The organism is Nocardia sp. NPDC101769, assembly GCF_044766925.1.
GTDB lineage: Bacteria > Actinomycetota > Actinomycetes > Mycobacteriales > Mycobacteriaceae > Nocardia.
Genome location: NZ_JBIWMX010000025.1, coordinates 38,827 through 62,660, shown reverse-complemented (window position 1 = coordinate 62,660; position 23,834 = coordinate 38,827). Strand labels below are relative to the sequence as shown.

The window sequence follows — 23,834 nt, the reverse complement described above, 5'->3', positions numbered from 1 at the left end:
ACCGGCCGACATCGCCGCAGGAGGCGATTCCTCATCCGCGTGTGTGTGAGGTGCAGGCCGGATCCAGTGACAGTCCGGCTCGCACTATGCAGGGCGGTTCGAACGGTTGCGGCGCATGCCGAGCGCCATCGAGCCCAGCCCGAGCAGCAAGGCGACCACACCGGCCACCACGTTGCTCCAGATCGTCGCGGTATGGGCGGCATCGCCGCTGACGACCCAGGGGGTGATGATCATCCATACCCCGAGCAGCGGGGCGGTCCAGCCGATGCCGTGGATCCGCCCGTACATGGAGGCGAACCCCAGCGACAGCACCGCCAGGGCGATCCCGACGATCAGGTTGTTCACGGTCAAGGCCGGGTACCGGGTGAATCCGACAACCCACGCGGAGATCGCGATGTAGAGCCCGGTCAGGAACATCAGGCCGGTGACCGCTTGGGGGGCCGGTTCCATCGCGGCGAGTTCATACTTCTCATGCTTCGCCCGCAACTCCACGATGTCGGGATGCAGGTGCATGCTCATGGCCTCAGTAGCCATGTCTTCCACCACCCTTCGGACTTGCAATGAAGGCGCTCGAACCGGACGGCTGAGACGACAGTGACATGCAACCGATCCGAGTCACCACCGGTCCTTACGTCATAATGTGATAATATCACTTCATGACGCATGAGTCGACGTCGCGGTCCGAACCCCTGACCGACCAGGAGTACTCGAGACTGCTGGCGTTCCGCGCCGAACTGCGCCGGTTCCTGCGCTGGAGTGAGCACCGGGCGGCCGACGTGGGACTCACCGGTGCTCAGCACCAACTGCTGCTGGCGATCCGGGGCCATCTCGACCCGGGCGGGCCCAGCGTCAGCGAAATCGCGGAATATTTGAGCGCCCGTCACCACAGCGTGGTGCAACTGATCGATCGCACCGAGCAAGCCGGGCTCGTCGCCCGTAACCGGGAGGAGGGCAAGGACCGCCGCGTCGTCCGCCTCACCCTGACCGAGGCAGGCAAACAAACCCTCGCCTTGCTCAGCGCCACGCACCTGGAAGAACTTGGGCGACTGACCCCCCTCGTCGACGCGCTGGCCGACCTGACCGTCGCCATTCCGCAGGCACGATAGCCACTCCGCCATTCCCGCCCACGCCATTCGAAGACCGTCCGCACCGTCTCCCGGTCGGACCCGTGCGAGACGCGCCCATCGCGTGACGGGATCGCCCAGCGACCTCTACGCCCACGCCGCAGCTCTCGACTCGTGGAGGCGGGGCGTCGGCACGCTTGACCTTGTCCCCGGGGGCAGGGTTTACCGTCGGCGGGTGAGAATAGGGCAGGTTGCGCAGCTGGCGAAGGTGAGCCCGAAGGCGGTTCGACGTTACGAGGCAATGGGTTTGATCACACCGGACCGTTCCGGCAACGGCTACCGCGAGTACTCCGAGCACGACGCGCGGCTCGTGCGTGAGATCAAGGAGTTGAGCGGACTCGGGATTCCCGTCGATGAGACGCGGCCGTTTCTCGAGTGCCTCGCCTCGGGCGAAGAGCATGTCGATGATTGCCCGGCGTCGCTGGCGGAGTACCAACGGGCCATCGATGAAATCGACTCGCGCATCACCGCATTGAACGAACGCAGGGGCGCGCTGGCGGCTCGATTGCGCGATGCCGCCTATCGCCACAGTCGGGTCTCGCCGCCGGTGACCGACCTGCTCACACTGCCCGCGGACCTGCCGGTGCCCGAGGACGACGGCGCGGCGGCACACCTGGCCGGTACGAAACTGCCGGCGCTCGTGCTCGACTGCACCGACGGGACCAAGGTTGATCTGGCCGCCTTGCCCGCAGGACGGACGATCATCTACCTGTATCCACTCACCGGCCGGCCCGATACCGACATACCGCTCGGGTGGAACGAGATCCCCGGCGCACGTGGCTGCACCCCGGAGGCGTGCGGCTTCCGTGACCATCACGGTGAATTGCTGGCTGTCGGCGTCGCTCGGGTATTCGGACTGTCCAGTCAGGACATCGAGTATCAGAGCGAGGTCGTCGACCGCCTGAACCTTCCGTTCGGATTGCTCTCCGACACCTCTTTCCGCCTGGCAGCCGAATTATCGCTGCCGACCTTCGAGTCGGATGGCCGCGACCTCTACAAGCGTCTGACTCTCGTGGTCCGGGACGGGGTCATCGAGCATGTCTTCTACCCGGTGTTCCCGCCGGACCGGCACGCGGATCAGGTGCTGGAGTGGTTGGCCGGGGCCATCCCCGCTTGCCGTTGAAATTGCCCGCCGGGGCTCCGGCTCGCCGCGGCGAGCCGGGCGATTCCGGTGAGTGAGCCATCACACGATTTCATTAGTTAGCGACATGCAACTATATTTAGGCGCTGTTCGTTCGTTGACTTGCGGGAGGCTCTGATGGCTGCGGCCCCTACCACCGGTTTGGATGCCGGTGACGTCCAGACCATTCGGAGACGCCTCCGGATCGAGCATGATCACCCCAAATACAAGTGGGTAGCGTTGTCGAACACGACGCTGGGCATGCTCATGGTGACGATCAACTCGTCGATCGTGACGATCTCGCTGCCGGACATCTTCCGCGGGATCGGGCTGAATCCGCTCGAGCCGGCCAATGTCAGCTACCTGCTGTGGCTGATGATGGGGTTCCTGCTGTCCTCGGCCGTGCTGGTGGTGATGTTCGGGCGGCTCGGCGACATGGTCGGGCGCGTCAAGATCTACAACTACGGGTTCGTGGTGTTCACCATCGCGGCCGTGGCCCTGTCGTTCGATCCGTACACACACGGCGGCGGCGCGGTGTGGCTGATCGCCTGGCGTGTGATCCAGGGTGTCGGCGGCGCCATGCTGATGGCCAATGCGGCCGCGATCCTCACCGACGCGTTTCCCGCCGACCAGCGCGGATTCGCGCTGGGCATCAATCAGGTTGCGGCCGTGGCCGGTTCGTTCCTGGGTCTACTCATCGGCGGCGTGCTGTCGCAGTGGGATTGGAAGGCCATCTTCTGGGTGAGCGTGCCGTTCGGCATTCTCGGCACCATCTGGTCGTATCGCTCGCTGCACGACAATGGCCAGCGCAGCCCGGGCTCGCTGGATCTGCCGGGCACCATCACCTTCGCGCTGGGTCTGACCGCACTGCTCACCGGCATCACCTACGGCATTCAGCCGCACGGGGATTCGAAGACCGGCTGGACCAACCCGTGGGTGCTGGGCGCGGTGATCGGCGGCATCGTGCTGCTGGTGGTGTTCTGCGTGATCGAGACCAAGGTCGCCCAGCCCATGTTCAATCTGTCGCTGTTCAAGAACCGGGCGTTCGCGCTGGGCAATGTCGCCGGGCTCATGTCGTCGCTGGGTCGGGGCGGTCTGCAGTTCATGCTCATCATCTGGCTGCAGGGCATCTGGCTGCCGCTGCACGGGTTCTCCTTCGAGCAGACCCCGCTGTGGGCCGGTATCTACCTGCTGCCGCTGACCGTGGGATTCCTTGTGGCAGGACCGGTTTCGGGCAAGCTGTCGGACAAGTACGGGGCGCGGCTGTTCGCCACCGTCGGCATGCTGATCACCGGACTGACGTTCGTGCTGCTGGTGGTGTTGCCCGTCGACTTCGACTACTGGGTCTTCGCGCTGGTCATCGCCCTCAACGGCCTCGGCTCGGGCATGTTCGCCTCGCCGAACACCGCCGAGATCATGTCGGCCGTGCCCGCGGCTCAGCGAGGTGTCGCCTCGGGCATGCGCGGCACGCTGTTCAACGGCGGTATGGCGCTGTCGATCGGCCTGTTCTTTTCGCTGATGATCGTGGGTCTGTCGAATACGCTGCCGGACGCCATGAATTCGGGTCTGCAGCAGCAGGGTGTGCCCGCGCACTCGGCGCAGGCGATCGCCGACCTGCCTCCGGTGGGCAGCCTGTTCGCCGCATTCCTGGGCTACAACCCGATCAAGGAATTGCTCGGTCCCAGTGGCACTCTGAATCAGCCCGGCGTGCACGGCGATGTGCTCACCGGCCAGGAGTTCTTCCCGCACTTGATCTCCGGCCCCTTCCACTCGGGTCTGGTCGTGGTCTTCCTGGGAGCCGCGATTATGATGCTGATCGGCGCGGTGGCCTCGTGGTTCGCCGGTAGCCCCGCCGTCCCGGACGAGGCTGCCGAACTGCGTGAAGCCGTCCGCGAGGGAATCTGACCGGAGGAGATCACGCTGCCCGAGCCCACGAGCGTCGCCGACCCCGACCAGCTCACCGAAGCTGCCGACCTGTACCACTCGATCGGCCGCCTCCTACGCTTGTTGCGCCACTCCGGCGACCTCGGGGCCCTCAGCCCTGGGGCGGCCTCGGCCCTGGCCACCGTCGCCCGCTCCGGACCCCTCCGCCTCGGCGACCTGGCCAATGTCGAACGGGTCAGCGCCCCAACCATGTCCCGCATAGTGACGGGCCTGGAAAAAGGTGGCTACCTGACCCGGGACGCCGACCCGGAGGACGGCCGAGCCCAACTCCTGACCGCGACGGCCGCCGCCCACGACCTGGTCACGGGCCTCACCTCGGCCCGCATCCAGCGCTTCGCCGGCGCCCTCGAAACCCTCACCCCGGCCCAGCGCGAGTCCGTCAAATCCGGCCTCAACACCCTCATCGAGGCCCTCGACCAGTAGCGCGGTGCCGCGTTTCCGCCTCACTCGATGTCGTGTCGATCGCCGCCCGTCGCCTCGGCGTGACCTGGTCGTCCTTGTGTCGGATCCCGTTGGATCACCGAGCACGTCGGTGAGCTCAGCGTCGAGGAAATGGAAGCCATCGACATCCGTCTTCGCTCGACGCTGAGTCCCCGATATCGGAAGGACGGGCGTGGTCACGGTGTCAGGACGGAACGGATCCGATTGTCCGGGTCCACTCGACTGCGGAGCTCGGACAGGCGGGTGTGGTTGCCGCCGTAGTAGCGGGACAGCGGATCGCCGGGCTCCAGGTAGTTGACGTACGCGCCGACCGAATCGGAGGCGAGGGTGGCGTGGGCGTCGGAGAGCCAAGCCATTGCGGCGTCGTGCGGAATCGGTTCGTAGGCACCCCATTCCACCATGGCGGCGTGGTCGCGCCAGGGGAAGGCGGTGGCGGTGGGCGACAGATCACGGATCGCGCCGTCGAGGGTGTTGATCTGTACCCAGCCGGTGCCGCCGACGCTGGAGAACCGGGTGACGGCCTCGAGCACTCGGCCGATGGTGTCGGGGGTGAGGTCCGAGATGATGTCGGAGCCGTTGGTGAAGGCGGCGCGTGGCTGATCCGCCGTGCCACCTGCCAGATACAGGACGGTGTCCATATGGCTGAGGGTGCGGGTATCGATGTCGGCGGGCACGACGCCGATCGCGTCGGTGAGCGCGGCCGTGACCGTCTCTGCCGTACCCGCCGGGCAGACCAGCTGCATCCAGCAGCGGAGGCCGCCCTCGCCGTCGGCGTCCACACTGACATCGGCCCACTGTTCGCGGTCGGCACTGCGCAGCCACTCCTGCCAGCCGCTGATGACGCGATCCGCGTTCTCGCCCGAGAAGGTCAGGCGCACCACGTCTTTCGCGGTCGCAGGGATGGTGTCGAAGGTCAGCGAGGTGACGATGCCGAACAGCGAGCCGCCGCCGCGCAGCGCCCAGAACAGGTCCGGGCGGGCAGTGGCGGACACCTCGGTGATGGTGCCGTCGGGCAGGACCAGGGTGGCGGCGGTCAGCCGATCACAGGTGAGGCCGTAGGCGCGGGATTCGAAGCCGAACCCGCCGCCGAGGGTGAGACCCGCGACGCCGACGCTGGGACACATGCCCGTCGGCAGGCTCTGCCCGGACCGGTCGAGTTCCCCGTAGACCTCGTAGAGGGTGTGACCCGGTGATATGACGGCCCGTTCGGCCTCGACTCGGACTCCGCGCAGACGTCGTACGTCGACGACCAGCGTGCCCGTAGCCGTGGAGACCCCGGCGTAGGAATGCCCGCCCGCCCGCGCCGCCACCTCGAGATCGTTCTCGGCGGCGAAGCCGAAGGCGGTGGCCACATCGTCGGCATCCGCGACCTGCACGATAGCCGTGGGCGTCTCGTTGTCGAACCGAGTGTTGAAGACCTCTTTGGCCATCGGGTATCCGAGATCGCCGGGGAGTATCACCCGGCCGCGCAGCTTGTCCTGTAACGCACGCCATTTCGGGTCGGCACTGCCGGTCCCGGAGCCGGTGGCGCTGCCCGACGAACCGGCGGTGCCGTCGGAGGAACCCGCGGCGGGCGCCGCGCCGGAGGCAGGCAGTCGGGTGGTCCCGGCGAAACCGACACCGGCGACCGCGATTCCGAGCGCACCCCGCAGGAACACGCTTCGCGCGAAGCGGGGACTCACGACGGTCTCCCGAAGCCGATCGAGATGCGGTGCGCCGCCCGGTTATTCGCTTTCGATATCAACGTTCGCGACCCGCCTATACCCATCGGACAACACAACACCACTCGATCATGGTTCACTCACTGTTCATTCGCTCAATCGAGCCCGGGTGTGTCGACGCCCCGCTACCGAGATCCCATGTCAGCCGGAGTGTCGGGCGGAATGAGCCACCAGGCGAAGGTCTGCTCCGGCTCACGATGACCACATCGGCCCGCTCCACGAGATCCCCTGGCAGCTCACCGTTCTCGAAATGCTGCGGCGACGGCCAGGACATGCCATCGTAAACCCTTGTGTTCCAAGATAATTCCCCCGAGTCGGTGTGGGCCTCGGTCGGTCGCCATACAAGATCGGATATGGGCATGGGGGCCACTGATCCTCGAGTGCAGATCAAGACTCGGCGTGACCATGACTTTCGACAACCTCGGCTGCGAGGTAGTCGGCCCAACTGGACGCGGAAGCGACTCGTGCTTCGAGCCCAGGCGATATCTTTCCCCTCGCGGAGGGCCAGCCTCGTCCCGCCGACCAGAGCTGGGCACTCTGTGCCCATCGGGTGAGGTTCCTAACGTTCGAGTCAAGAACAGCGCGAGGGCCGGGTCCAGCAGGACGTCTCGTTCGGCGTGCTCGCCGGCGGCGATGCCAGCGAGGATCTTCACCGCGATGCCCTGCTGGAGCGGATCGGTCAGCGCGTTCAGGTGGGGTGCCCGGCACATGGCGAATTTACTGGGGTTCGGCCTCGGCCTGCCCTGCGTGATGGCATGCTGAGCAGCGGATACGTCCCTGCTCAACTGGGTTCAGCACAGCTGCGGGCACGCCGTTACCCGCAGACGACTCGCGGGAAGGTGAGGGCAATGAGTAAGCGCAGCCAGAAGCTTCGCGGTGAAAATGGCGGCAAGCTCGCAATTTCTGGTCACCCATATGGTTTGGCCGCGGTCGCGTACGCGACGACACGGAAGAAGTGGCCGGACAGGACGTTTGTGGTGACCGACGTCGGTCCTACCCGGGAACCTGCGTCCACCGAGCGCCCGAACAAGTCGTCGTTGCCTCGGGTGGTTTCCCTCACGCCCTACGACAGACCCGGCGCCGCCTCGATGCAGGTCCTGGCGTATGTCCCGACGAACTTCAACAAACCCCTGCGCATCGGGGACACGGTGGTGACCCGTATGTCCAAACACGGCGCGCGCAAAGGGCTACCGGGAGTCCACCTCCGTATCGTCGGCACAGAACCAGCGGACGTTGCGCTGCAGAGGCATCGCCGCGAATCGGAGGACGAGTACGCGCGGAAAATCGAACAGACACCGAAGTCGCCAAAGGGAACGCACGAGAAACGACGGTGAGGGCCGAGCCGCAGCCATCCATCGGGAAAGCGCGTGGCAATCAGGGCCGAGGTGTCCGCGTTCGTCTGATGATCGTATTCCGAACACCCGGGGCACCGAGCCGTGGTTGTAGCGCCCACTGCGGTCCGGCCGACCTGCCAGGCCGGTTCGGGCACAGCTCGGTGTCGGAGCGTCCGGAAAATCGTCCCGTGCGGCTTTGTCTCGGGTCTCAGGCCACCCGCGGCATCGGTGTGCAGGCGACGGGGATCGTGTGAAGTAGCGAGCCCGTTCATGTCAGGACTGAACCTCATCGGATACGTCTCGCGGGGAAAACTCAAGAAGCTATGGCACTGTGGCAGATTCGTGAGTCCCGGGCTTACGCTGGAGTCAGGTTGCGGCATCGTTGCCGCGCCGAAGGTGGTGTCGTGAATGGGCTGAGGTGGGTGTGCACGGGCGCTATCGACATTTGCATGCCGGCTTTCGACGATGCCGTCGCAGCCACCAGCACCGCACGCGCTGACCGATAGTTCGGCGTCGTATCGAATTAGACGTATGTGCCCATCCTCGAGGGGCGTGGTCGACCGGCATGTGACCGCATTGTTCGGTGCTCATCCCCGCCACGGGAGATTCCGTAATGACTCGACACACCACCGATATCGAGACGATCGATTCGATGCCTCGTGGCGGTCCGGATGCCTCCTGGCTCGACCGGCATCTACAGACCAGCAGGCCGGAGTACCTCGACAGAGACGATGTGCCCAGCCGGCGCAAGCAGAAGATCGCCGCGTATCTCGACCGAGCCGGCGAACGCACAGGCCATCACGACTACAACGCGCAGCTGGTAGTCGAACAACTGTTCGGCATCCCGAATCCGCGGGTGCTCGAGCTCGGCGCCGGTCATGGCGGGCTGTCGGCACGGGTACTCGATCTGCACCCCACCGCGGAGGTGACCGTCACCGATCTGGACCCGGCATCGGTCGCCGATATCGAAGCCGGCCCCCTCGGCCACTGCCCTCGTGCCACCGCCGAGGTCGTCGATGCGACAGCCATCGACGCGCCCGATGACAGCTACGACCTGGTCGTGTTCGCGATGTCCTTCCACCATCTCCCGCCGAGCGCGGCTTACCGGGCCATCGCCGAAGGCACCCGCGTCGGGAAGAAATTGCTCGTCATCGACCTGAAACGGCCGCCGGCGATCGTGATGGCCCTCGCGTTTCTGCTGTTCTTGCCCGCTGCCGTGTTCTTGTTGACCCAATCCTCACCTTCCGCGGTCGCTCCCGTCCTGCACGACGCCTACATCAGCTTGCTGCGCTCTTACAGCACGTCCGCGTTCATCGCTCTTGTCGCCGCGGCCGACCCCACGATCGCAGTCGAATTCCTGGCGGCAAGACGGCAGGCGGCCGTGGTCTACACCAAACTGTGAAACGGACAGCTCGCCGGCTTCGTGTTCGCCGGGCTGATGAAGGCCTTGGAGTCGCCGAGCCACCTGCGCCGCCACGCCCCAGAGGTCATGTTGACGCTGCTGGCGGACCCGCGTATCGGGCGATGATCGAGCTGGGCCGGGCGCAGAAGACGATCTTTCTGTGCCGGTACCTGCGCAGCCGAGAACTTCAGCGGGAGATCAAGGAAGGGCTCGGTCCTGCCCTACGGCGAGGTGAAATTGAACATGGCCAGCCGTCTTCTCACCCTCAGCGGGTGAAGGGTAGCTGTCGGTGGTCAGGGCCCGGTGGAAGAACGTCTCGTTCACCAGTGGTGCTGGCCCGCCGGGGAATCCGTTCAGCCATTGGGGTTCCAGTTGTTTCGGCGCAAACAACAGCGAATATGGCTTGACCAGCGGCGATAGCGCGTGTCGGGGGTCGAGGAACATCTTTGAGAAATCCGGCGCTTACGGACCTGATTCGGCGAACGGGGTTGGCCGGTAAGTGATTTCACGTCGCGGTGGCGGATGAGGGTTACGGCAGGTTCACGTATTCGCGTGTTGAGCTGCAGAGATGTCGGTGAACCGTCCGACGGCCTGGACGGTGCGCACACCCAGGCCCGGATTCGGTGCCTCGGCCGCGGCCACCGGGCGCCTCCTACGGGCCGGCTCACGCCGGCATCGGCGGAAATCTGTTCGTCGTCGGCTGGCCGGTTCCGGTTCTCCAGCGCTCAGCACAGGGCGTGGTCGATCAGGGTGCTTGCCGAGTTTTCTTGGGCGAGAATGTGTTCGGGGGTGTCGCCGCGGGCCTCGGACATGGAGACGACGGCACTACGGGTGCCGTCGTCGGTGACGCCGTTCAACGTGATGTAGCCGCCGTCTCCGCCCTCGTGGCTCCAGTAGGCGCCGCCACAGGACAGTGGGCGTTGGGCCAAGCCGAGGCCATATCGGCCGTTGGGCCATAGCTGTTGGACCTCCGCGCTCACCGAGACGGTCTGCTTCATTTCGGCCAGTTGGCGGGCGGGAAGCAGGCGGCCTGCGAGCAGCGCGCGGAAGAAGGTGCTCTCGTCTCGCGTGGTCGTGACCCAGGACAGGATTTCGGGATCCACCGCTGTCTGGTCGGTGACATCCACGCGGGAATCGGCGCTGAAGAGTTGGTAGGCGGCGGCGTGCGGATCCGGGAGCGTGGGTGTGGTGTCGAGCCATCGTGTTTCGTCGAGGCCGAGCGGGCGCAGGATGCGGGCCTCGATCTCCTGGTGGGCGGGGCGACCGGTCGCCTTCTGGATGATCATTCCGAGCAGGCTGTAGCCGGTGTTGGAGTACGCCCAGCCCTCGCCGGGCGCGAAGTCCGGTGCATGGGCCATGGCACGGGCGACCAGCTGCTCGGCGCTGTAGACGTCGTGACGCTGCCGGTAGTACTCGTCGGCCGTGGTGTATCCGGGCAGGTCGTCGTGGATGCCGCTGGTGTGCTGTAGCAATTGGCGGAGGGTGATCCGGCTGCCGTCGTTGCCGTTGCCCTGCACCACGCCCGGCAGCCAGCGTTCGACCGTATCGTCCACGCTCAGTGTGCCTTCGGCTTCGAGTTGCAGGACGACGGTGGCGATCAGTGTCTTGGAGGTGCTGGCCATGCGGAAATAGCCGTCGGCAGACACCGGGGTGCCGGTGTTCAGGTCGGCGGTGCCGCTGGTGGCGACCGACTGCCCACCGTCGGGCGCGACGACGCGGGCCTGCACCCCGCTGATGCCCAGAGCATGGATCGCTTCGGCGTCCCCGCGCAGCTGCCCCTCGGACGAGGAAGCAGCGGGCTCGCAGGCGGTGGTAGCCAGCGCGGTGCAGAGCAGCGCGGTGATGCTGAGTGCGATGGCGCGATGCTTTCGCCGAGTCGAAGTCATTGGCGCAACACTAGTTTCACCCGCCATCGCGGCGAATCCGGTAGATCCCCGAATCGGAATGAGGGAAGTCCCCCAGCAGGAGCTCCTTCGATGACGTTGCGCCGCTTATAGAGCTGAGGACGTCATCCGGAATAGCCGAGGTCGTGGACCGGTTGGGTTGACCGTGAACTTCGTCTTGATTCCCGGTGGCTGGTTCGGCGGATGGTGGTACTCGGATCTCGCGAGCGAGCTTCGCCGACACGGGCACACCGCCTACCCGGTAACACTCACAGGAGTCGGTGATCGTAGCCATTTACTCTCGCCCACAACGAATCTGGACACCCACATCCACGATGTCGTGTCGGTCCTGGAATTCGAACGGCTCGACAACGTCATCCTGGTCGGACACAGCTATGCCGGGATGGTCATCACTGGTGTCGCCGACCGCATTCCCGAACGGGTGGCCGCTCTGGTGTACTCCGACGCCTACGTGCCCGCCGACGGCCAGTCGTGCTTCGAACTCACCTCCCCGCTGTTCCAGCGGATATTCCTCGACGGTGCGGCCGGCGACGGGATCACCGTGCCCGTGCCCGCGGGCGCAGACCCGCGCGCCACCGGTCATCCCCTCGCGTCGTTCCTGCAACGGATCCGGCTCACGCGCGAGGCACCGGCGGACATCCTTCGCGAGTACATCTATCTCAGCGAATGGGAGGGCACGCCGTTCACCGCTGTGTACGAGCAGCTGCAGCACGACCCGTCATGGCGCACTCACAGCCTCCCGACAAGCCACAATGTGCTGGCCGACGCCCCCGATGAGTATCTGAAGCTGCTGCTCGATATCGCCGATCGCGCGACCTCACCCAGGAGCTGACACACGCCATCGCCGGGATGGAGCGGCTCGACGGCCCCACATGTCAGCCGATGAGCGATCAGAGTGTAGGCCCGCCTCCGTTGATTCCGGGTCTGTCCAGTTAGTGGCGTGCGCCGTGAGGCGCTGTGATTCGAGTGGCGGTGAGAGGCCCCGCCTCCGGACTGTCGTAGCAGGTCGGTGGAGCCGAGGGCAGCCTGATCCGGGTGGTGCCGGGGAGGGTGGGAGCAGCCCTGACAAAGCCGGGGCGTGGCCAGTACTGCCAGATGGTGCGGGTCCGGCAAGCGGGATGAAGAGGAGTACGCGAGGAACCAGTGTTATTACGTCTCTCCACTGGACACCTGCTCGAACCTGGCGGATAGGGCAGGACGCGGCGCACACCTACTGCCTTTCGGGTGGTCGGGGAACTTCTGGGCTGGCTTGCCGTTGCTGGCCGGGAGGCCACGGGGAAGGTCTACGGCGTGTCACGATCGTTAACGGCACCGCACCACGCCGGGTTGAAATCGACTCGGCTACTGAGCATCTGCGAACTCTGGCCGCTCACCACCTCGCTGAACCGGACCGACATCTCTGCCGGCGAGCCCGAGCCCTACGCCATCGAGCTGCACGTCGGGGAAGTCTCCTGGGTCCCGGAGGCCGGAAACCACCTAGAACTCGCGACGGTTGAATAGGCGAGTTTACCAGTCCGGAACCCCTTGTCGGCGTGCGGTGTTGCGCCATTCGGAAGGCGGCGGGGTTGGATACCTCGGCAGCCGCCGGAGGCTACGCGGCCGGTTCGGGCTGGAGGCGGGTGCGGAGGTAGGCGAGGATTTCGTCTCGGGCCTGGAGGGTGGGGTGGCCTTGTTCGTCGACCAGGTGGGCGGTGACAACGCTGTGGGGGGTTTGGACGATGTGCCGGAAGAACGGTGGGGGGTTGGGGTTGGCGTGGGCGCCGGAGAGGACTCGGCCGTCGAAGCGGTCGCCGAGGAGTTGGGAGTAGGCGGCGAAACGCTGGCCGGTGCACCATTTGTCGTTGTCGAAGCGGTAGGCGAGGGCGCGGAGATCGTCGCGTTCGAAGCGGGCGGCGATGGCGGTGGCGTCCTCCGCGGAGAGCTCGAGGCCCGCGGGGTCGTCGAGCGGGAGAGACGGGTGGTTGATGACGGGGGCGATGACCGCGGGTTCGAGAGTCATGGTGAGTGCGAAGTTTCCGGTGAAGCACATGCCCACCGCACCGACGCCGGGCCCGCCGGATTCGGCGTGGGCCAGGCGGGCCAGGGCGCGCAACCACACGGCGACGGGGCTGGTGCCGCCGCCGGCGAAGGCGCGGAACTCCTTGCTGACACAGGTCTTCCGGGCGATCGGGTCACCCAGCTCGACCGTCGGGTACGCGCCGTCCACGCCGAACAGTGAAGGTACGTAGACGGTGAAGCCCGCGTCGCGGACCCACCGTGCGAAGCGCAGCACGTCAGGGCTGATGCCGGGCATCTCCGGCATGACGATCACCGCCGGCCCGCTGCCTGCCACGTAGACGGTCTTGTCCGCGCCCTCCAGTGCAATGGTGCGCTTGGTGAAATCGCCCAGAGTGTCGTCAGGCGTTGGGTTTTCGGACTGCACGGGCGCACGGCCTTCCTCGATACGACGAATCGATTCGATCGTATCGGGCAGGCGGGCGGGTGAAACGAGTGTGTTACCCGTCAGCCGTGTTGCAGGTACTTGACCAGGGCTTCGCGCTCGGTTTCGAGTTCGGAGATCTGGCTCTTGACGACGTCTCCGATACTGACTATGCCGATCATCCGGCCTTCGCGGAGGACCGGGAGGTGGCGGATCCGGTGCTCGGTCATGGTGGCGTTGAGGGTTTCCACGCGGTCGTCGGGCGAGCAGGTGTGCACGGCGGCGGTCATGATCGAGGCGACGGAGGCGTCGAGGAGTGCGGCGCCTTGGTCATTGAGCCGGCGCACGATGTCTCGTTCGGAGACGATGCCCGACATGGCGGCACCGTCTCGGGAGACGATCACCGCGCCCACATTGTGGGTCGCCAGGACTCTGAGCAGTTCGCGCACTGATGCATCCGGTGCAATCGTGACCACGCCGCTGCCCTTCCGGCGCAGTATTTCGGAGATTCGCATGTGTCCACCGCCCAACGCTCGGGACTATCCGTGGTTACCAGGATGCCGCTGATAACCGGGCGTGAACAGCAAAGATTGCGATTCGATGCCTAACCGGATGCGCGGGCATCGGGACCCGCGTGCTATCTGCCCGCAATAGTGTTAACCAAATGATTGCCATTGGGCGTGACTTGCCGTAGTCGCCGTGCCGAAGGTCCGCTGGGTCGGGCTACATTCTCGGCCTGTCCTCGCGTGAATGGCTCGGACCGATCGGGGAATTGAAGGTGAAGACCCGTCCGCCCAGAAGTAGCTGACTGTCCGGTTTCAGCACGGTCGGCTGCCCTGGCGCCGCGCGCACCCAATCCGGGCGGCCCGGCGGGCGAATGTGGGTGCCGTTGGCCGAGCCGCGGTCCATCACCAGCACGTCCCATCCCGCGAGCCGGATCTCGGCGTGCACCCGCGACATGCCACCGGAGGTGTCGGGGATACGAATCGCCTGCGCGCCTCGCCGCACCTGGTCGGATCGTTCCGGCTCCCGCCCGATCACCAGATCGCTGTCGAGCACATACGAGGTCCCGTCGTCGAGCAGCAGCACGCCCAGTGGCGGCCGGATGCCCTCGGTGAGCACGCCGGCCATCGGCTCCATCCGGATGCCGCACGCCGCGCAGAGGGACGCGCGCGGATCGTTGAGATGCCCACGCGCGCAATCGTATCCGTGCACGACAACCCCGGCCGGTATGGTATGCGACGCATTCTTGCCCACACCACCGACCGGTGTATCGGGTGCGTCCTCTCGCCACATCACAGCCCCGGACCCGGGCACCCGCCCGTCGCGCAGCGCGAAAACACCCGGCGGCGGCAGCGTCGCGCGCGGCTCGCCGTCGTCCACGAACACCGCCGCAGCCCGCGCGGGTGCCGGGCCGACCACCCGGTCGACACTGAATCCCGCGTCACGCCCGTGCATTACCTCGCACCGCTGCTCGCCTTCCAGGATCGCGGTGACCCGCCCGTGCAGGAATACGGCCAGCCCGCGGGTGCCGGGCGTGAGTACCCCGAATTCGACGTTCTCCTCGTCTTCGCGAGCCATCAGCCAGGTGCTGACCAGCCGGGCGAAGGTCCGCCCGGTCCGCCGGGTCTCTCGCGACGACGCCTCGGCGACCAGATCCAGCAGCTTGTCCAGCACCGCCACGGCGTCGGATTCGGCGGTCAGCGGCCGCGAATCCCGGTGTGCGACAACCACGACCACGCCGTCCAGACTGGCCACCAGGTGGCTGCCCGACACCACCTCGACCCGCGCGCTCATCTCACCCGGCCCCCGCTTGCCCCACCAACCCGTCGGTCCACACGTCGGTTTCGATGAGGCGCTGCGTGATGTCTCCCCTCATTCGCTGGATGGTACCGGTCGCGAATTACGAACAATCGGCCATCGACATAGTGCGCGACAGACGATTCCGCGACGCGCGCGCGACTTCGGGCGAAGCTGCCCCACACTCCCCCACCACGGACGTAGCATGCGGAATGTGGCCGATGCGAAACGTCCCGCCGCGGTGCGGGTCCTCGTCTACAGCAATGACGCCGATACCCGGAGCCAGGTGATGCTGGCGCTGGGCAGACGGCCGCACCCGGATCTGCCACCCATCGAATACCTCGAGGTGGCGACCGGGCCGGTCGTCCTCGAGCGCATGGACGCGGGCGATCTGGATCTGCTGATCCTCGATGGCGAGTCGGCCCCGGAGGGCGGTCTCGGCCTGGCGAAGCAGCTCAAGGACGAAATCGCGGACTGTCCACCGATCATCGTGCTGACCGGCCGCCCGGACGATGCCTGGCTGGCCAATTGGTCGCGTGCCGAGGCCGCGGTGTCCCATCCCATCGATCCCATCCGGCTCACCGACGCTGTCCTGGGTGTGCTCGGTAATAGCTTCGCGGCCTGATCTTCGTTCGCCCTCGCGATCAGGGCAAACCCCTGTCACGTGACATTCGTGATTGCGTCCAATCGGTCATAAAAGACCGTTCCGAATTCGATCAAACGCGATCGCAAATCGTGATGTATCTTCTCTTCCGAGTTGTAGGCTGTGCCGTAGCTCACACGAGCGCGGGCATCGGTATCAATGAAGCCGCCGCCTCACTTCCCGTAGGTCCGTGCCGTCGCTGAGCGGTGCCCGGGGAACGAGACTGGCCGGCGGACGACGATGTCAGCCCGCGCCTCGGCAGCTGCCGTCCGTATTGCGTCGTCCAGCTCGCAGGAGGGGTAGTGCTGTTGTGAATATCGAGGTACCGACCCTGGTTCTCGGCGCGGTGGCCGCCGCGTTCGGGGTGTTCTCCATCTTCCTGGCGGCCCTGATCGGCCCCAAACGCTATAACCGATCAAAGCTCGAAGCCTATGAATGCGGTATCGAACCCACCCCCCACGCGGTCGCGGGCGGGCCGGGAAATGCTGCGGGCCAGCGCTTTCCGGTGAAGTACTACCTCACCGCCATGCTGTTCATCATCTTCGACATCGAGATCGTGTTCCTCTACCCGTGGGCCGTGCACTTCGACGCGCTCGGAGTGTTCGGACTGGCCGCCATGGCGTTGTTCATCTTCAACGTCTCGGTCGCCTACGCCTACGAGTGGCGGCGCGGCGGCCTCAGCTGGGATTGATTGGCGCACAGGGGATTTCCAATGACACACCCCGTGTGAGACGGGGTGTCCCGATCCGGGAGATGTAGTCCGACATGGGTCTCGAGGAGAAGCTGCCCAGCGGGTTCCTGCTGAGCACGGTGGAAGATTTGGCCGGCTATCTGCGCAAGAGTTCGCTCTGGCCGGCGACGTTCGGCTTGGCGTGCTGTGCGATCGAGATGATGGCCACCGGCGGCGGGCGATTCGATATCGCCCGCTTCGGCATGGAGGCGTTCCGCGCCTCGCCGCGCCAGGCCGATCTGATGATCGTCGCGGGCCGGGTGAGCCAGAAGATGGCCCCGGTGCTGCGCCAGGTCTACGACCAGATGACCGAACCGAAATGGGTGCTGGCCATGGGTGTCTGCGCATCCTCGGGCGGCATGTTCAACAACTACGCCATCGTGCAGGGCGTCGACCACATCGTGCCGGTCGACATCTACCTGCCCGGCTGCCCGCCGCGGCCGGAGATGCTGTTGAACGCGATCCTGAAGCTGCACGAGAAGATTCAGGAGATGCCGCTCGGCGTCAATCGCGAGGAAGCCGTGCGCGAGGCCGAGCGCGCCGCGCTCGCCAGCACCCCGACCATTCAGTTGAAGGGGCTGCTGCGATGACCTTTGATGCTCCTACCGGCACGGAGGGCCCCCCGGAGGCGACGGTGGAACCCACCGAGAACATCCCGGAGACACCCGAAGCCGCCGAGCCCGCCGACGAGGTGATCGGCGTCCGCAAGGGCATGTTCGGTGTCTCCGGCACCGGCGACACCTCCGGCTATGGCCGGTTGGTCCGCACCGTCTCCATACCGGGCGGTACGCCCGCGCCCTACGGTCCCGTCTTCGACGAGATCATCGCGAATCTGCGCCTGGCACTGGCGAAAACCTTCGACGAGGCCGTAGAGAAGATCGTCGTCTTCCGCGGCGAGCTGACCCTGCACATCCGCCGCGAGCACCTGGTGCTGGTGGCGAGGACGCTGCGCGACACCGAAGCCCTGCGCTTCGAGTTGTGCCTGGGTGTCAGCGGCGCGCACTACCCCGAGGAGACCGGGCGCGAGTTGCACGCGCTGTACCACCTCAACTCCATCACCCACAACCGCCGGGTGCGGCTGGAAGTCTCGGTGCCGGACAACGATCCGCACCTACCCTCGCTGTACCCGGTCTATCCGACCGTGGACTGGCACGAGCGGGAGACCTACGACTTCTTCGGCATCCTGTTCGACGGTCACCCCTCGCTGACCCGCATCGCCATGCCCGACGACTGGCGTGGCCATCCGCAGCGCAAGGACTATCCGCTCGGCGGAATCCCGGTCGAATACAAGGGCGCGCGCATCCCGCCGCCCGACGAGCGGAGGACGTACAGCTGATGAACGACATCGACACCAAGTCCCGTCGCAACACCGAGGAACGACCCGAACGCACGGTCACCGTGGTGGGCAACGACTGGGACGAGATCTCCGCTGCCCTCAATGGGGTCGCCGAGGAGCGAATCGTCGTGAACATGGGCCCGCAGCACCCCTCCACGCACGGGGTGCTGCGGCTCATTCTCGAAATCGAGGGTGAGACCGTCACCGAGGCCCGCTGCGGCATCGGTTACCTGCACACCGGCATCGAGAAGAACCTCGAGTACCGCAACTGGGTGCAGGGCACCACCTTCGTGACCCGCATGGACTACCTGTCGCCGTTCTTCAACGAGACGGCGTACTGCCTGGCGGTCGAGAAGCTGCTGGACATCACCGACGACATCCCCGAGCGCGCCAATGTCATCCGGGTCATGCTCATGGAGCTCAACCGCATCTCCTCGCATCTGGTCGCGCTGGCGACCGGCGGCATGGAGTTGGGTGCGCTCACCCCCATGCTGTTCGGTTTCCGGGAACGCGAGCTGATCCTGGACGTGTTCGAGACCATCACCGGTCTGCGCATGAACCACGCCTTCATCCGGCCCGGCGGTATCGCCCAGGATCTGCCCGGCGACGGCGTGCAGAAGGTGCGCGAACTGCTGGACCTGCTGCCGAAGCGCCTGCGGGACATGGAGCTTCTGCTCAACCAGAACCCCATCTGGAAGGCCCGCACCCGCAATGTCGGCTACCTGGACCTGACCGGTTGCATGGCGCTGGGCATCACGGGTCCGGTGCTGCGCGCCACCGGCCTGCCGCACGATCTGCGCAAGTCCCAGCCCTACTGCGGGTACGAGAACTACGAGTTCGACGTCCAGGTCGACACCGGCTGCGACTGTTACGGCCGCTACCTCATCCGCGTCAACGAGATGAAGGAGTCGGTCAGGATCGTCGAGCAGTGCCTCGACAAGCTGCGGCCGGGCCCGGTCATGGTGGAGGACAAGAAGATTGCGTGGCCTGCCGATCTGCAGCTCGGGCCGGACGGCCTCGGCAATTCGCCCCGGTACATCGGCAAGATCATGGGCACCTCCATGGAGGCGCTCATCCACCACTTCAAACTGGTGACCGAGGGCCTGCGCGTCCCGCCGGGCCAGGTGTACGTGGCGGTCGAATCCCCGCGCGGTGAGCTGGGCGTGCACATGGTCAGCGACGGCGGCACCCGGCCCTACCGGGTCCACTACCGCGACCCCTCCTTCACGAATCTGCAAGCGGTGGCGGCGATGTGCGAGGGCGGCCTGGTCGCCGACGTGATCGCGTCCGTCGCCTCCCTCGACCCGGTGATGGGTGGTGTCGACCGTTGACCGAGATCCTGCTCAACCTGACCACGCGGCCGATTCCCTACCCGGAGAAGGTGCGTGAGGGTCTGCAACTCGAGGCCCAGGAGATCATCGAGCGGTACCCCCACTCCCGCTCTGCACTGCTTCCCCTTCTGCATCTGGTGCAATCGGTGGAGGGGTACGTCTCCGGGACCGGCATCGAATTCTGTGCCGAGCAGCTGGGATTGACCGATGCCGAGGTCACCGCGGTGGCCACGTTCTACTCGATGTACCGGCGCACGCCGACCGGCGACTATCACGTCGGTGTCTGCACGAACACCCTGTGTGCGGTCATGGGCGGCGATCAGATCCTCGCGGAGCTGAAGCAGCACCTGGGAATCGCGCACGGGGAGACCACCGCCGACGGCGCGGTCACGCTCGAGCACATCGAGTGCAATGCGGCCTGCGATTACGCGCCGGTCGTGATGGTCAACTGGGAGTTCTTCGACAACCAGACCCCGGAATCGGCCAGGGGACTGGTGGATTCGCTGCGGCGCGGGGAACCGGTGACCGGATCGCGCAGCGGCATCCCGCTGTGCAGCTTCCGCGAGACCGCCCGCATTCTCGCCGGATACGAGGACCAGCGGCCCGGGGCCACCGACGGCGCCGCCGGGCCGGCCACCCTCGCGGGCCTGCATGTCGCCGAACGGGATCTGCATGTCGCGGAACAGAAGTCGACCGACGGAGGCGCGCAGTGACGACCGCTCTGACTCCCGTCCTCTCCAAGCACTGGGCGGACCCGGAGGGCTGGACCCTGGCGGCCTACCGCGGCCAGGGCGGGTACCGCGCCCTGCCGAAGGCGTTGCGCATGAACCCGGACGAGGTCATCGCCACGGTGAAGGACTCCGGCCTGCGCGGCCGCGGTGGCGCGGGCTTCCCCACCGGCATGAAGTGGGGCTTCATCCCGCAGGGCCCCGGACCCGACGGCACCACCAAGCCGCACTACCTGGTGGTCAACGCCGATGAGTCGGAACCCGGTACCTGCAAGGATATTCCACTCATGCTGGCGAGCCCGCACGCCCTCGTCGAGGGCGTCATCATCGCCGCCTACGCCATTCGCGCCTCGCACGCGTTCATCTACGTGCGCGGCGAGGTGGTGACGGTGCTGCGCCGCCTGCAGGCGGCGGTCCAGCAGGCCTATGCCGCAGGCTATCTCGGCCGCAATATCCAGGGCTCCGGCTTCGACCTCGAGATCGTGGTGCACGCCGGTGCGGGCGCCTACATCTGCGGTGAGGAGACCGCACTGCTGGATTCGCTCGAGGGTCGCCGCGGCCAGCCGCGCCTGCGTCCCCCGTTCCCGGCCGTGGCCGGTCTCTACGCCTGCCCGACGGTGGTCAACAATGTGGAATCCATTGCGTCCGTGCCGTCCATCATCGCCAATGGCGTGGACTGGTTCCGGTCGTTCGGCACCGAGAAGTCGCCGGGCTTCACGATCTACTCGCTCTCCGGTCACGTGACGCGACCAGGGCAGTACGAAGCTCCCCTCGGAATCACCTTGCGGGAGTTGCTGACCTACGCGGGCGGCGTCCGCGCCGGCCACACCCTGAAGTTCTGGACCCCGGGCGGCTCGTCCACACCGATCTTCACCGACGAGCACCTCGACGTCGCCCTCGACTACGAGGGCGTCTCGGCCGCGGGCTCCATGCTCGGCACCAAGGCCCTCCAGATCTTCGACGACACCACGTGTGTCGTGCGGGCGGTGCTGCGCTGGACCGAGTTCTACGCCCACGAATCCTGCGGTAAGTGCACCCCCTGCCGCGAGGGCACCTACTGGCTGGTCCAGCTGCTGCAGCGGCTGGAGAACGGCCGGGGCCACGAGACCGATCTGGACAAGCTCGCCGACATCGCCGACAACATCAACGGCAAGTCCTTCTGCGCCCTCGGCGACGGCGCGGCCAGCCCGATCTTCTCCTCCCTGAAGTACTTCCGCGACGAGTACGCCGAGCACATCCGTCTCGGCGCCTGCCCGTTCGACCCGGCCCGGGCCACGGCCTGGGCCGCGCAAGGAGCGCGATGACCTCGACAGTGAGCTCCACGACCGGCGACGGGGTGACACCCACCGACATGGTGACCGTAACCATCGACGGCACAACGGTTTCCGTGCCCGCCGGGACCCTGGTGATCCGGGCCGCCGAACTCATCGGCACCCAGATCCCGCGGTTCTGCGACCATCCACTACTCGAGCCCGTCGGAGCCTGCCGGCAGTGCCTGGTCGAGATCGAGGGACAGCGCAAGCCCGTCGCCTCCTGCACCCAGACGGTGGCCGAGGACATGGTGATCCATACCCAGCTGTCCTCCCCCGCCGCTGCCAAGGCCCAGGAGGGAGTGATGGAGCTGCTGCTCATCAACCACCCCCTCGACTGCCCGGTCTGCGACAAGGGCGGCGAATGCCCGCTGCAGAACCAGGCCATGTCCACCGGCCGCGCCGAATCCCGCTTCGACGGCCAGAAGCGCACCTATCCCAAGCCGATTCCGCTCTCGGCGGCCATCCTGCTGGACCGGGAACGCTGCGTGCTGTGCGCGCGGTGCACCCGGTTCTCCCAGCAGGTGGCCGGTGACCCGTTCATCGAACTGATGGATCGTGGTGCGCTGCAACAGGTCGGCATCGCCGCCGGGGAGCCCATGGACTCCTACTTCTCCGGCAACACCGTGCAGATCTGCCCGGTCGGCGCGCTCACCGGCTCCACCTACCGCTTCCGCGCCCGGCCCTTCGACCTGGTATCCAGCCCGGCGGTGTGCGAGCACTGCGCCTCGGGTTGTGCCCAGCGCACCGACCACCGCCGAGGCAAGGTCATGCGGCGCCTCGCCGGTGACGACCCGCAGGTCAACGAGGAATGGAACTGCGACAAGGGCCGTTTCGCCTTCGCGTACGCCACCGAACCGGACCGGCTCACCACGCCCATGGTGCGCAACTGGAAGGACGGGACGCTGCGGCCCGCCTCCTGGTCCGAGGCGATCACCGTCGCGGCGCGCGGACTGGCGTCGGCACGCGGCAATGCCGGTGTGCTCGTCGGCGGTCGCGTCACGCTCGAGGACGCCTACGCGTACTCCAAGTTCGCGCGAGTCGTGTTGAACACCAACGACATCGACTTCCGTGCCCGCGAGCACTCCGGCGAGGAGGCCGAGTTCCTATCGGCTCGCATTGCGGGACAGGGCATCACGGTCGACTACGCGGCGCTCGAACGCGCCCCGTTCGTATTGCTCGTCGGCTTCGAGGCCGAGGAGGAATCGCCGATGGTGTACCTGCGGCTGCGCAAGGCGGCCCGTAGGAACGGCACCTCGATCTACTCGCTGGCCCCCTTCGTGACCCGCGGCCTGCAGCGCATGTCCGGCACCCTGATGCTCACCGCGCCCGGCGCGGAACCGCATGTGCTGGAGGCCGTCCGCACCGGTGAGGCCGATGCCGTCACCGCCGGATACCCGCGCCTGCGCGAGGTCGCGGACCTACTGCGCGAGCCTGGTGCGCTGATCCTGGCCGGCGAACGTCTCGGCGGCATTCCGGGTGGCCTGTCCGCGGCCGCCCGACTGGCCGACGAGACCGGCGCCACCCTGGCCTGGATCCCCCGCCGTGCCGGTGAGCGCGGCGCGCTGGAGGCCGGCGCGCTTCCGGTACTCCTGCCGGGCGGGCGGCCCGTCGCGGATTCCGCGGCGCGCCAGCAGGTCCGGGATGCGTGGAACGTCAACGATCTGCCCGCGGCGCCGGGCCGCGACACCAACGCGATCCTGGCCGCCGCCCCGACACTGGGTGCGCTGCTCATCGCGGGGGTGGAGGTCGGCGACCTGCCCGACCCGCATGCGGCCCTGTCGGCCATCGACGCCGCGAGCTTCGTGGTGTCGATGGAACTGCGCCGCAGCGATATCAGTGACCGCGCCGATGTCGTCTTCCCCGTCGCCTCGGCCATGGAGAAGCCGGGCACCTTCCTCACCTGGGAGGGCCGCCACCGCCAGTTCGACGCCGCACTGCGCGACGCCACCGTGCGCCGCGAGGCCGCGCCGATGCCCGAATACCGGGTGCTCGACGCCATCGCCGCGGACATGGGGATCCGGCTCGGCCTGCCCGACGCGGCCAGTGCCCGAGCCGAATTGGCGGATCTGGGCGCCTGGGACGGCCGGCCCGTCGCGACCCCGGCGCACCTCCCGCACCCCATCGCCCAGCCGCATGCGGGCACCGCGGTGCTCGCCTCATGGCGCATGCTCATCGACCGCGGCCGCCTCCAGGACGGCGAACCCAACCTGGCCGGCACCGCCCGCACCCCGGTGGTGCGGCTCTCGCCGCACACGGCCGCCGAGATCGGCGCCACCACCGGCGATCCGGTGACGGTCGGCAACAATCACGGCCGCATCACGCTGCCCCTGGTCATCACCGAGATGCCCGACCGCGTGGTGTGGCTGCCCATGAATTCCCCTGGCTCCGACGTGCTGGTGCAGCTCGGCACCACACCCGGCCACCTCGTGCGCATCCGACGGGAGGACCACCGTGAGTGACTTGGCTCTGCCGATTTTGGCGGCCACGGGCCCCTCCGTGGTTACGCAAGCAAGCGCTGGGAGGTGGAGCGACGCCTACGGGACC

General features: G+C 66.8%; 22 protein-coding genes and 1 pseudogene. 17 read left to right on the top strand and 6 right to left on the bottom strand.

The annotated features are described in order from the left end of the window. Positions 1 to 84: 84 nt before the first annotated feature. Positions 85 to 534 (bottom strand): SPW repeat protein, encoded by a 450-nt coding sequence (locus ACIRRA_RS31710; protein ID WP_402775779.1) that lies wholly within the window; start codon positions 532 to 534, stop codon positions 85 to 87. 122 nt (positions 535 to 656) lie between these two features. Here ACIRRA_RS31710 and ACIRRA_RS31705 point away from each other — a divergent pair, with 122 nt between their 5' ends. From ACIRRA_RS31705 to ACIRRA_RS31690, 4 genes are all read left to right on the top strand, one after another. After that, complete coding sequence (locus ACIRRA_RS31705; RefSeq protein WP_402775776.1) at positions 657 to 1,106, top strand: MarR family winged helix-turn-helix transcriptional regulator; 450 nt, start codon at positions 657 to 659, stop codon at positions 1,104 to 1,106. Between the two features lie 193 nt (positions 1,107 to 1,299). Beyond that, complete coding sequence (locus tag ACIRRA_RS31700) at positions 1,300 to 2,247, top strand: MerR family transcriptional regulator (protein WP_402775773.1); 948 nt, start codon at positions 1,300 to 1,302, stop codon at positions 2,245 to 2,247. 135 nt (positions 2,248 to 2,382) lie between these two features. Beyond that, positions 2,383 to 4,149: an MFS transporter gene (locus tag ACIRRA_RS31695; RefSeq protein WP_402775770.1), complete on the top strand. Its 1,767-nt coding sequence runs from the start codon at positions 2,383 to 2,385 to the stop codon at positions 4,147 to 4,149. 99 nt (positions 4,150 to 4,248) lie between these two features. Next, on the top strand, positions 4,249 to 4,611 hold the full coding sequence (locus ACIRRA_RS31690) for a MarR family transcriptional regulator (RefSeq protein WP_357010756.1): 363 nt from the start codon (positions 4,249 to 4,251) through the stop codon (positions 4,609 to 4,611). A gap of 194 nt (positions 4,612 to 4,805) precedes the next feature. On the opposite strand, the gene ACIRRA_RS31685 is transcribed toward ACIRRA_RS31690, so the two are convergent. Continuing rightward, on the bottom strand, positions 4,806 to 6,311 hold the full coding sequence (locus ACIRRA_RS31685) for an FAD-binding oxidoreductase (protein WP_402775767.1): 1,506 nt from the start codon (positions 6,309 to 6,311) through the stop codon (positions 4,806 to 4,808). A gap of 887 nt (positions 6,312 to 7,198) precedes the next feature. On the opposite strand from ACIRRA_RS31685, the gene ACIRRA_RS31680 reads away from it, so the two are divergent. The 3 genes and pseudogenes from ACIRRA_RS31680 to ACIRRA_RS31670 all read left to right on the top strand — a co-directional run. After that, positions 7,199 to 7,684: a hypothetical protein gene (locus ACIRRA_RS31680; RefSeq protein WP_402775764.1), complete on the top strand. Its 486-nt coding sequence runs from the start codon at positions 7,199 to 7,201 to the stop codon at positions 7,682 to 7,684. Between the two features lie 613 nt (positions 7,685 to 8,297). Then, positions 8,298 to 9,086, top strand: coding sequence for a class I SAM-dependent methyltransferase (locus ACIRRA_RS31675; RefSeq protein ID WP_402775761.1), 789 nt, complete (start codon positions 8,298 to 8,300; stop codon positions 9,084 to 9,086). A gap of 107 nt (positions 9,087 to 9,193) precedes the next feature. Beyond that, positions 9,194 to 9,298, top strand: a pseudogene (locus ACIRRA_RS31670) (Tn3 family transposase); the annotation flags it as partial. 513 nt (positions 9,299 to 9,811) lie between these two features. Here ACIRRA_RS31670 and ACIRRA_RS31665 read toward each other — a convergent pair. Next, positions 9,812 to 10,972: a serine hydrolase domain-containing protein gene (locus ACIRRA_RS31665; RefSeq protein ID WP_402775759.1), complete on the bottom strand. Its 1,161-nt coding sequence runs from the start codon at positions 10,970 to 10,972 to the stop codon at positions 9,812 to 9,814. Positions 10,973 to 11,135: 163 nt separating this feature from the next. On the opposite strand from ACIRRA_RS31665, the gene ACIRRA_RS31660 reads away from it, so the two are divergent. Together ACIRRA_RS31660 and ACIRRA_RS31655 are read left to right on the top strand one after the other, a co-directional pair. Continuing rightward, on the top strand, positions 11,136 to 11,822 hold the full coding sequence (locus ACIRRA_RS31660; protein ID WP_402775756.1) for an alpha/beta fold hydrolase: 687 nt from the start codon (positions 11,136 to 11,138) through the stop codon (positions 11,820 to 11,822). 494 nt (positions 11,823 to 12,316) lie between these two features. Continuing rightward, a complete protein-coding gene (locus ACIRRA_RS31655; RefSeq protein ID WP_402775753.1) occupies positions 12,317 to 12,490 on the top strand; it encodes a hypothetical protein in 174 nt (57 codons plus the stop codon). A gap of 91 nt (positions 12,491 to 12,581) precedes the next feature. On the opposite strand, the gene ACIRRA_RS31650 is transcribed toward ACIRRA_RS31655, so the two are convergent. The 3 genes from ACIRRA_RS31650 to ACIRRA_RS31640 form a co-directional block, all read right to left on the bottom strand. After that, on the bottom strand, positions 12,582 to 13,412 hold the full coding sequence (locus ACIRRA_RS31650) for a dienelactone hydrolase family protein (RefSeq protein ID WP_402775751.1): 831 nt from the start codon (positions 13,410 to 13,412) through the stop codon (positions 12,582 to 12,584). A gap of 80 nt (positions 13,413 to 13,492) precedes the next feature. Then, a complete protein-coding gene (locus tag ACIRRA_RS31645; protein WP_402775748.1) occupies positions 13,493 to 13,924 on the bottom strand; it encodes a CBS domain-containing protein in 432 nt (143 codons plus the stop codon). A 208-nt stretch (positions 13,925 to 14,132) separates the two neighbouring features. Continuing rightward, positions 14,133 to 15,206: an FHA domain-containing protein gene (locus tag ACIRRA_RS31640; protein ID WP_402775746.1), complete on the bottom strand. Its 1,074-nt coding sequence runs from the start codon at positions 15,204 to 15,206 to the stop codon at positions 14,133 to 14,135. 208 nt (positions 15,207 to 15,414) lie between these two features. Here ACIRRA_RS31640 and ACIRRA_RS31635 point away from each other — a divergent pair, with 208 nt between their 5' ends. From ACIRRA_RS31635 to ACIRRA_RS31600, 8 genes are all read left to right on the top strand, one after another. Then, complete coding sequence (locus tag ACIRRA_RS31635) at positions 15,415 to 15,834, top strand: hypothetical protein (RefSeq protein ID WP_402775743.1); 420 nt, start codon at positions 15,415 to 15,417, stop codon at positions 15,832 to 15,834. Between the two features lie 328 nt (positions 15,835 to 16,162). After that, entirely contained in the window at positions 16,163 to 16,543 is a 381-nt protein-coding gene (locus ACIRRA_RS31630) for an NADH-quinone oxidoreductase subunit A (RefSeq protein ID WP_402775740.1), read from the top strand. A gap of 74 nt (positions 16,544 to 16,617) precedes the next feature. Continuing rightward, the gene (locus ACIRRA_RS31625) at positions 16,618 to 17,172 is read left to right on the top strand and encodes an NADH-quinone oxidoreductase subunit B family protein (RefSeq protein WP_326311010.1); all 555 of its coding nucleotides are present in this window, start codon (positions 16,618 to 16,620) and stop codon (positions 17,170 to 17,172) included. After that, the gene (locus ACIRRA_RS31620) at positions 17,169 to 17,918 is read left to right on the top strand and encodes an NADH-quinone oxidoreductase subunit C (protein WP_402775736.1); all 750 of its coding nucleotides are present in this window, start codon (positions 17,169 to 17,171) and stop codon (positions 17,916 to 17,918) included. Before ACIRRA_RS31625 ends, ACIRRA_RS31620 begins: the two co-directional genes overlap by 4 nt. Continuing rightward, complete coding sequence (nuoD, locus tag ACIRRA_RS31615) at positions 17,918 to 19,249, top strand: NADH dehydrogenase (quinone) subunit D (RefSeq protein WP_402775734.1); 1,332 nt, start codon at positions 17,918 to 17,920, stop codon at positions 19,247 to 19,249. The genes ACIRRA_RS31620 and nuoD overlap by 1 nt, the downstream gene beginning before the upstream one ends. Next, positions 19,246 to 19,962, top strand: a complete 717-nt coding sequence (nuoE, locus tag ACIRRA_RS31610; RefSeq protein ID WP_402775731.1) for an NADH-quinone oxidoreductase subunit NuoE — start codon at positions 19,246 to 19,248, stop codon at positions 19,960 to 19,962. Before nuoD ends, nuoE begins: the two co-directional genes overlap by 4 nt. Then, the gene (gene nuoF, locus ACIRRA_RS31605; RefSeq protein WP_402775728.1) at positions 19,959 to 21,281 is read left to right on the top strand and encodes an NADH-quinone oxidoreductase subunit NuoF; all 1,323 of its coding nucleotides are present in this window, start codon (positions 19,959 to 19,961) and stop codon (positions 21,279 to 21,281) included. Before nuoE ends, nuoF begins: the two co-directional genes overlap by 4 nt. Next, the gene (locus tag ACIRRA_RS31600; protein ID WP_402775725.1) at positions 21,278 to 23,749 is read left to right on the top strand and encodes an NADH-quinone oxidoreductase subunit G; all 2,472 of its coding nucleotides are present in this window, start codon (positions 21,278 to 21,280) and stop codon (positions 23,747 to 23,749) included. The genes nuoF and ACIRRA_RS31600 overlap by 4 nt, the downstream gene beginning before the upstream one ends. The last annotated feature ends 85 nt before the right edge of the window (positions 23,750 to 23,834 follow it).